This window comes from Geminisphaera colitermitum TAV2, assembly GCF_000171235.2.
GTDB classification, from domain to species: Bacteria; Verrucomicrobiota; Verrucomicrobiia; order Opitutales; family Opitutaceae; genus Geminisphaera; species Geminisphaera colitermitum.
The window spans coordinates 1-6,258 of record NZ_ABEA03000140.1 but is presented as its reverse complement, the minus strand read 5'-3'; the positions used below and the strand labels follow the sequence as shown (position 1 = coordinate 6,258).

Annotated in this window: 6 protein-coding genes; 1 reads left to right on the top strand and 5 read right to left on the bottom strand. The window is 63.2% G+C overall.

Features of this window, described 5'->3' with window-relative positions; translation table 11 throughout:
- The 5 genes from OBACDRAFT_RS16300 to OBACDRAFT_RS28405 all read right to left on the bottom strand — a co-directional run.
- Positions 1–285, bottom strand: a 285-nt coding sequence (locus tag OBACDRAFT_RS16300) for a biotin/lipoyl-containing protein (RefSeq protein WP_043587457.1), incomplete at its 3' end; no start/stop codon positions are given.
- A gap of 156 nt (positions 286–441) precedes the next feature.
- Positions 442–1,425 (bottom strand): alpha-ketoacid dehydrogenase subunit beta, encoded by a 984-nt coding sequence (locus OBACDRAFT_RS16295; RefSeq protein WP_043587455.1) that lies wholly within the window; start codon positions 1,423–1,425, stop codon positions 442–444.
- A gap of 265 nt (positions 1,426–1,690) precedes the next feature.
- A complete protein-coding gene (gene pdhA, locus OBACDRAFT_RS16290) occupies positions 1,691–2,740 on the bottom strand; it encodes a pyruvate dehydrogenase (acetyl-transferring) E1 component subunit alpha (protein WP_232767262.1) in 1,050 nt (349 codons plus the stop codon).
- 223 nt (positions 2,741–2,963) lie between these two features.
- The gene (ilvB, locus tag OBACDRAFT_RS16285) at positions 2,964–4,700 is read right to left on the bottom strand and encodes a biosynthetic-type acetolactate synthase large subunit (protein WP_043587459.1); all 1,737 of its coding nucleotides are present in this window, start codon (positions 4,698–4,700) and stop codon (positions 2,964–2,966) included.
- Between the two features lie 137 nt (positions 4,701–4,837).
- Complete coding sequence (locus OBACDRAFT_RS28405) at positions 4,838–4,987, bottom strand: hypothetical protein (RefSeq protein WP_157837139.1); 150 nt, start codon at positions 4,985–4,987, stop codon at positions 4,838–4,840.
- A 52-nt stretch (positions 4,988–5,039) separates the two neighbouring features.
- On the opposite strand from OBACDRAFT_RS28405, the gene OBACDRAFT_RS16280 reads away from it, so the two are divergent.
- Complete coding sequence (locus tag OBACDRAFT_RS16280) at positions 5,040–6,095, top strand: quinone-dependent dihydroorotate dehydrogenase (RefSeq protein ID WP_043587453.1); 1,056 nt, start codon at positions 5,040–5,042, stop codon at positions 6,093–6,095.
- The last annotated feature ends 163 nt before the right edge of the window (positions 6,096–6,258 follow it).

Below are 6,258 nucleotides of genomic sequence, written 5' to 3'. Positions count from 1 at the left end.
GGGAGTGGTGGATGTGGCAGAGGTGGCGGGAGGGGTTACTTTTTCGCCGGGTTTGCCGACGGCGCAAAGGGGGGCTCCAATGGCGACTTGGGCTCCGGCGGGGGCGAAGATTTGGAGGAGCGTGCCGTCGAAGAAACACTCAAGTTCCATCGTGGCTTTGTCGGTTTCGACTTCGGCCAGCATGTCGCCAGTGGCGACGGGGTCGCCTTCTTTTTTGAGCCATTTGACGAGCGTGCCCACCGTCATGGTGTCGCTGAGTTTGGGCATTTCGATGATGTCGGCCATGGTGTGTGCTTTATAAGGTGTCGGTGCGTCGTGAAAAGGAATTAACCACAGAGACACAGAGGCACAGAGAAATGCACAGAGTGTTTTCTGTTTTTTTTTAGGTGGTTTGGCCTCTGTGTCTTCGTGTCTTTGTGGTGAAGGGTTGGATGGGTTGTGTCAGCCGTTGACGGCGGCGAGGGCGGCGTGGAGGACGCGTTGCGTGTTGGGCAATTGCTCGGCTTCGACGGGGGGGCTGTAGATGGCGGGAGCGTCGATGGTGGCGAGGCGGTGGATGGGGCCGTCGAGGTCGTCGAAGGCTTCGCGCTGGATCATATAGGCGAGTTGCGAGCCGACACTGGCAAAGGGTTTTTGTTCTTCGACGATGAGGACGCGGTTGGTCTTTTTGACAGAGGCAAGGACGGTGTCGAAATCGAGGGGGCGGATGGTGCGCAGGTCCACAATTTCGACGGAGATTTCATGCTCTTTTTCCAAGATGGCGGCGGCGGCGAGGGAGTGTTGGACGCAGCGTCCGTAGGTGACAATGGTGAGGTCGGTGCCTTCGCGTTTCACGTCGGCGAGGCCGAGGGGGATTAGCTCGTTGGGGTCGTCGGAGACTTCGCCTTTGTCGCCGTAGAGGAGGGTGTTTTCGAGGAAGAAGACGGGGTCGTTGTCACGGATGGCGGACTTCAATAATCCCTTGGCGTCGCGCGGGGTGGCGGGGACGACGACTTTGACGCCGGGGTGGTTGGCGAGGACGTTTTCGGGGGTGTGGGAGTGGGTGGCACCGACGTTGGTGCCGCCGTTGGCGGGGCCGCGGATGACGATGGGGCAGTTGATTTGGCCGCCGCTCATGTAGCGGATGTTGGCGGCGTTGTTGAGAATCTGGTCGAAGGCGACGGAATAGAAGGACCAGAACATCAACTCCATGACGGGGCGGATGCCGAGCATGGAGGCGCCGACGCCGAGGCCGATGAAGCCGGCTTCGGAGATGGGCGTGTCAACGATGCGCTTGGGGCCGAATTTTTCGAGGAGGCCTTCGGAGACTTTGTAAGCGCCGTGGAATTGGCCGACTTCTTCGCCGAGGACGACGACGTTTTCGTCGCGTTCGAGTTCTTCGGCGAGGGCGGCGCGAACGGCTTCGCGGTAGGTGAGGACAGGCATGGTGGAAATTAGTTAAGAATTAATAGTTAAAAATTAAGGGAACTTCTAAAAATTACACAGAGGACACAGAGGAGGCACAGAGTTTGGGGAGGCCTGTCCGGTGGAAGGACATTTTCCTCGCGAATGAATGTCTCTGTAATTCATTTATTATAAATAAAATAATATTTTTACGGAAAAAGGAGCAAAGTCGTTTTGTCCTCCCTAAACTTTGTGCCTTCTCTGTGATCTCTGTGTAATTTCTGATTTTTAGAACCTCCCTTGATTTTTAATTAAAAAAGAGGCGTCCTTTGGAGGTGCGTTGCGCGGGGTTGTCGGCTTCCCAATAAACGTCGGTCTGGATGTCGGCGGGGGTGGGGAAGGGGCTGGCTTCGGCAAAGTCGGCGGCGTGGTCGGCCTCGGCGCGGGCGGCGGTGTCGATCTCTTCGATAAGGGCGTCGGTGAGGACTTTTTCGGCAAGGAGGGTTTGCTGGAAGAGGTTTATCGGGTCCTTGGTTTTGCGATACTCTTCGATTTCGTCGCGGGTGCGGTAGGTTTTGTCGGGGTCGGCGACGGAGTGACCGCGGTAGCGGTAGGTGTCGATTTCGACGACGGCGGGTTTTTGTTCTTCGCGGGCGCGGGTGAGGAGGGCGTGCATCTTGGCGCGGACTTCGTAGAGGTCGTGTCCGTTGATGGTTTCCCATTTCATGTCGTAACCGGCGGCGCGGGTGGCGAGTTCGCCGGCGGAGGAGCGGGCTTGGGAGGTGCCCATGGAGTAGCCGTTGTTTTCAATGACGAAGATGCAGGGGAGGTCCCAGAGGGCGGCAAGGTTGTAGGCTTCGTGCACTGCACCTTGGTTGACGGCTCCGTCGCCCATGAAGGCCATGGCGGAGCCTTTGAGTCCGCGGTATTTGACGGCGTAGGCGAGGCCGGTGCCGAGGGGGATCTGGCCGCCGACGATGCCGTGGCCGCCCCAGTAGTTTTTGCTTGGGTCGAAGTAGTGCATGGAGCCGCCTTTGCCTTTGGAGCAGCCGGTGGCTTTGCCGTAGAGTTCGGCCATGAGCGCCTTCGTGTCCATGCCGACGGCGATGGCGTGGCCGTGGTCACGGTAGGCGGTGATGACGTGGTCGTGCTCGCCCATGAGGGAACAGCAGCCGACGGCCACGGCTTCCTGGCCGATGTAGAGGTGGAGGAATCCGCCGATTTTTTTGGCCTGGTAGGCGCGCAGAGAGCGTTCTTCAAAGCGGCGGATGCGAACCATCGTCCGGTAGAGTTCGATGCGGGCCGCAGGGGTGAGGTCGGCGTTGATGGGGGCGGTGACAGTGGTTTTTTTGCTCACGATGGCTGCGGTTAAAGTGGAATGGGCAAGTGTTTGATCGTGAGACATGAAATCAAGTTCGTTCGTTTGGCAAATGTCGGAGCACTAGTAAGAAAGCTGATATGAATGAGTCTGGATTATCATTTTTGCTGTGCCTCCCGCGCCTTCCTCCCGCGCCTCCCGGCGGCTTGTTGTGGGGGACGCCGGGGGGGGGGGGAGGGGGGAATGGGTCGTCATGGTTTGGTTACGCGGCCTGGGTTTCGTGGTGTTCGATAGTGTGGCGGTTGGCGGCACCGGGCGGAACCATGGGGAGCACGTTGACGGCGTTGGAAACGGGGATGTCGATGACGCAGGGGCCGGGTTGCGCGAGGGCGGCGGCGATCTCGGCGAGCGGGTTGCGGGTGTTGGCCGCAATGCGGTGGCCGCGCACGCCAAAGGCGCGGGCAAGGGCGGCAAAGTCGGGGCCGGTGGTGAAGTGGGAGGCGGCGTAGCGTTGTTGGAAAAACAGTTCCTGCTGCTGCCGCACGAGGCCGAGTTGGGCGTTGTTGAAGATGAGGACGGCCACGGGGAGGTCGTGGTCGGCGAGGGTGGCGAGTTCCTGGATGTTCATCAGGATGGAGCCGTCGCCGCTGACGCAGGCCACGCGGCGTCCGGGCGCGGCGAGGGCGGCGCCAATGGCGGCGGGCAGGCCAAAGCCCATCGTGCCGAGTCCGCCGGAGGTCAGGAAGGTGCGGGGGCGGCGAAAGGGATAGGCTTGGGCAATCCACATCTGGTGCTGGCCGACGTCGGTGGTGAGGATGGCATCGGGCGGGAGGGTTTCGCTGAGGAAGCGGCAGAGGTTGACCGGGTGCAGCGGGTCGTGTTCACGGGGGGGATGGCGCAGGGGATGCGCGGCGCGCAGGGTGCGGGCGCGGGCGAACCAGGTGGCGCGGGCGTGGCGGGCGTCGGCTGTGGGGTGGTGCGCGTCGAGGTGCGCGAGCAGGCGGGGGAGGATGTCTGCGGCGTCGCCGGTGAGTCCGAGAAAGGTGTTTTTGATTTTCCCAATCTCGGCGCGGTCGATGTCGATGTGCGCGATGGTGGCGTGCGGGCAGAATTCGGCGGCCTTGCCCGTGGCGCGGTCGTCGAAACGCGCGCCGATGGCGAGGAGGACGTCGGCTTCGTCGAGCAGGGTGTGCGTGGCGCGGGTGCCGTGCATGCCGAGCATTCCCATGAAGTGTGGGTCGTGGTCGGGGATGGCTCCGAGGGCGTTGAGGGTGCTGACAATGGGCGCGGCGAGGTGTTGGGCGAGGGCAAGCGCGTGGTGGCTGGCGTTGGCGGCGATGATGCCGCCGCCAAGGTAAATGACGGGACGGCGGGCGTTGGCGAGGAGGCGGGCGAGGGCGACGAGGTCGGCATCGGGACAGGGTGGCGAGGGTGCGCGCATGCCGGGGGTGGGGAGGTCGGCGTCGGAGAGCGCGAAGGGGAGGGAGGCGGTTTGCACGTCTTTGGGCAGGTCGATGAGCACGGGGCCGGGGCGGCCGGACTCGGCGATTTCAAAGGCGAGGGGAACGATCTCCAGCAACTCGGCGGGGGTGCGAACGAGGAAGTTGTGCTTGGTGATGGGCACGGTGAGTCCATAGGTATCGACTTCTTGAAAGGCGTCGGTGCCGATGAGCGTCTGGGGCACCTGGCCGGTAAGGGCGACGAGGGGAATGGAGTCCAGGTGGGCGTCGGCGATGGCGGTGAGCAGGTTGGTGGCGCCGGGGCCGGAGGTGGCGACGCAGGCGGCGGCGCGGCCAGTGACGCGCGCCATGCCTTGGGCGATGAAGCCGGCGCCTTGTTCGTGGCGGGCGAGGATGTGCCGGATGGCGGGGCTGTCGTGGAGCGCGTCGTAAAAGGGCAGGATCGCGCCGCCGGGGATGCCGGGGAGGTGCGCGATGCCCTGGCGTTCGAGCAGGCGGGTGAGGAGCGTGGCTCCGGTGTAGTGTGTTTGGTGTGACATGTGCGGTTGGCGTGTGATGGGTGTGTGGTGGCTGCCATTGCCGTCTGTCGTTGTCACCGGGGGGGGGCGGGTTTGTCCTTAAAACAAAAAGCCCCCTCCGGCGGCGTCGCCAGAGGGGGCAAAGTGTTCTGCTTTCGTTAACAGAAACCCTCTCGGCGCGCGACGGGCACGACGACTACGACTACGACGGCTGCGAGGCCGGGGAGCGTGACGAGGGCGGGTGTGCCGGTGAGTTTCATGTTGGTTGTCTGGCGGGAACGGATGGGCAGGGGGCGGAGGCGTGTCAAGCGTGCAGGGAGACTTGCGGGAGGGGCGGGGAATGGTCTGTATGGCGCGTTTATGGGATTCTTTTACGAGAAAATCGCCCGTCCGATGTTCTTCCGTCTCGATTGCGAACCGGCGCACGAGCTGGCCGTCATGGGCATGTCATTGCTGGGTAAATTGCCGCCGTTGTGCCGGGCGCTGGAGGCATGGAACCGGGTGCCGCGTTCGGTGTTTTGCCCGGTGCGGGTGTTCGGGCTGGAGTTTCCCAACGCGGTGGGTCTTGCCGCAGGGTTCGACAAGGGGGGGACGGCGTGGCCGGCGGCGGCGGCGATGGGGTTTGGACACGCGGAGATTGGCACGGTCACGGCGCTGGCCCAGCCGGGCAATCCGAAGCCGCGCATGTTTCGCTATCCGGCGCAGGAGGCGGTGATCAATCGGATGGGATTCAACAACGATGGCGCGGAAAATCTGGCGAAGCGTCTGGCGCGGCTGGCTCCGGCGGGGCGGCGGCGAGTGGTGCTGGGGATCAACTTGGGCAAGTCCAAGGTTGCGTCGTTGGAGGAGGCGGTGGGCGATTATTTAAAAAGTTTCGCGCTGCTGGCGGATCATGCGGATTACGTGGCGATCAATGTGAGCAGTCCCAACACGCCGGACTTGCGCAAGCTTCAGGAGAAGGACCGGCTCGAGGGTGTGTTGCGTGCGCTTTGCGAGGCCAACGCGGCTCGCGCAGTGCGGCGTCCGTTGCTGCTCAAGATCGCGCCCGATCTTTCGTGGAGTCAGATCGACGATGTGCTGGAGACGATCCTGGGGCTGGGGCTCGATGGTATCATTGCAACGAATACAACGCTGGCGCGTCCGGGGTTTTTTGAAACGGTCAACGAGACGGGCGGGCTGAGCGGCGCTCCGGTTGAGCGGCGGGCGACGGAGATCATCAACTACATTTCGCGCGCCACGCAGGGGCGGCTGCCGATCATCGGCGTGGGCGGCATCATGGATGTGCGCGGGGCGTGCGAGAAACTGGATGCGGGGGCGTCGCTCGTGCAGGTTTACACGGGAATGATTTACCGGGGGCCGTTCTTCGCCGCGCAAATCGCACGGGCGGCGGCGGACCGGCAGCGGAAGGGGTGGTGAGTGATGTGTCCGACGCGGGCGAGCTTGGCGGAAATTTTGGCGTGGGAGCGCCTGGGAACGCCGGCATCCTGCCGGCATCCTGAGTGGCGCGGGCGGGACGCCCGCTTTGGAACGGAAGCGGGCGGGACGCCCGCGCCACTTGCGGCGGGAGCGGTGATCGAGG